This is a genomic window from Leisingera sp. F5, assembly GCF_001593695.1.
The window spans coordinates 1-1,924 of the sequence record NZ_LUKH01000654.1; the positions used below are offsets into that span (position 1 = coordinate 1).

2 protein-coding genes are annotated in these 1,924 nt (G+C 61.3%); both read left to right on the forward strand.

The features are described 5' to 3' along the window. Window positions 1-42: 42 nt before the first annotated feature. On the forward strand, window positions 43-624 hold the full coding sequence (locus A2I95_RS34420; protein ID WP_291737020.1) for a TRAP transporter small permease: 582 nt from the start codon (window positions 43-45) through the stop codon (window positions 622-624). Continuing rightward, the coding region (locus A2I95_RS34425) for a TRAP transporter large permease (RefSeq protein WP_291737022.1) at window positions 621-1,924 on the forward strand (1,304 nt) is incomplete at its 3' end. The genes A2I95_RS34420 and A2I95_RS34425, both read left to right, overlap by 4 nt.

Here is a 1,924-nt window from a genome sequence, read left to right on the forward strand (position 1 = left end):
GGCACTGCGGCCCTTTGCATACCGGAATAAGGCAACTGAACGATGCACAAGCTCATGATGCGGCTGGCCAAATCCATGGCCTACCTGGGCGGTGCGGTCCTCACTCTTCTGATCATTCTGACATGTGTTTCGATCGCTGGGCGTTTGCTCAACGGCGTCTTCCATGGCGATCTGATGGAGCGGATTGCACCCGGGTTCTCAAAGTGGATGACCGGTTGGGTCGGACCGGTCAACGGTGACTTTGAACTGGTCGAGGCGGGCGTGGCCTTTGCGATCTTCGCCTTTTTGCCATTGTGCCAGATCACCGCAGGCCATGCCTCGGTTGATGTTGTCGCCAATGCGTTTCCACGCGGAGTGAACCGGTTCTTGCGGATGGCGACCGAGGTTGTCTTTGCTGCGGTGCTTGTGCTGATCGCCTGGCGGCTGGGGGCCGGGCTTGCGAGTAAGTACTCCAATGGCGAGACCTCTTTCCTGCTCGAGTTTCCGATCTGGTGGGCCTACGGCATCAGCATGGTGGCAGCGGTCGTGGCGGCCATTGTGGGCACCTACATGGGTGCGGTGCGCACCATTGAATTTTTTACCGGCCGGATCCTGATCTGGGACGGCGTGGAGGGCGAACAGTGACGGCTCTTGAAATTGGCATCGCGTCCTTCCCGGTCCTGATGCTGCTGATCTTTCTGCGGGTTCCGATCGGGCTCTCAATGTTTCTCGTCGGCCTTGGCGGCCTGATCTGGGTCACGGATGGCACCCAGGTTGCGTTCGGGCGGCTGAAGAGCGAAACCTACTCGACCTTCTCCTCTTATTCGCTGACCATTGTGCCGATGTTCCTGCTGATGGGGCATTTCGCGACGCTGGGCGGCATGTCCACCGCGTTGTTCAAAGCGGCTGAAGGATTCCTAGGCCACCGCAAGGGCGGAGTTGCGATGGCGGCCATCGGCGCCTGCGCAGGCTTTGGTGCGATCTGCGGCTCGTCCTTGGCCACCGCAGCCACAATGGGCCGTGTGGCACTGCCGGAGCTGAAGCAATACGGTTATGCCGGCGGGTTTTCGACCGCAACGCTGGCGGCGGGCGGCACGCTGGGCATCCTAATTCCGCCCTCTGTGGTGTTGGTGATCTATGCGATCCTGACCGAACAGAACATCGCCAAGCTGTTCCTGTCGGCCTTCATTCCGGGCCTGCTGGCGGCATTGGGTTATGTGATCGCGATCTCGGTCTATGTGCGCCTGTTCCCGGACAGCGCCGGCACCCGCCCGCCGGTGCCGATGCGCGAGCGATTTGCTGCGCTGGTGCATGTCTGGCCGGTACTGCTGGTCTTTGGCCTGGTCGTCGGCGGTATCTACCTGGGCTGGTTCACCCCGACCGAGGGCGCGGCCGTGGGTGCATTTGGCACCGGTTTCATTGCCTGGACCAATGGCGGGCTGAACCGCGAAACACTCGCGGACAGTTTTCTGGTGACCGCGCGGTCCACCGCGATGATCTTCTTCATCGTGCTCGGCGCGGGGTTCTACAACGGTTTTCTGGCGCTGACCAAGGTGCCGCAGGAATTGGCGGACTATGTCGTCAGCATGGGGCTTAGCCCCTGGGTGGTGCTGGCGCTGATCCTGGGGTTCTATCTGGTGTTCGGTTGTCTGATGGACTCGCTGTCGATGATCCTTCTGACGATCCCGATTTTCTTTCCTGTGATCTCGGCAATGGATTTCGGCCTGCTGTCCCTGCCGGCGATGCAGGCGGACGCGGCGATGGAGGTGCTGAAGGCCGGTGTGCCCGAGGGGATGGGTGCGGAGACTCTCGCCTCGATCAAGGACGCCATTGCTGCCGGAGCCGAATTGACCCGTGAGCAGATGAAAGAGCTGGGCATCCGGGTGACCGAAGGCCGGGTGAACCGGATCGAGGCGGAATATGTCGCCATCTGGTTCGGGATCCT

What these genes read in the sequence shown, in the direction of transcription:
- A2I95_RS34420 (WP_291737020.1), top strand. Translation starts at nt 43, where the DNA reads ATGCACAAGCTCATGATGCGGCTGGCCAAATCCATGGCCTACCTGGGC.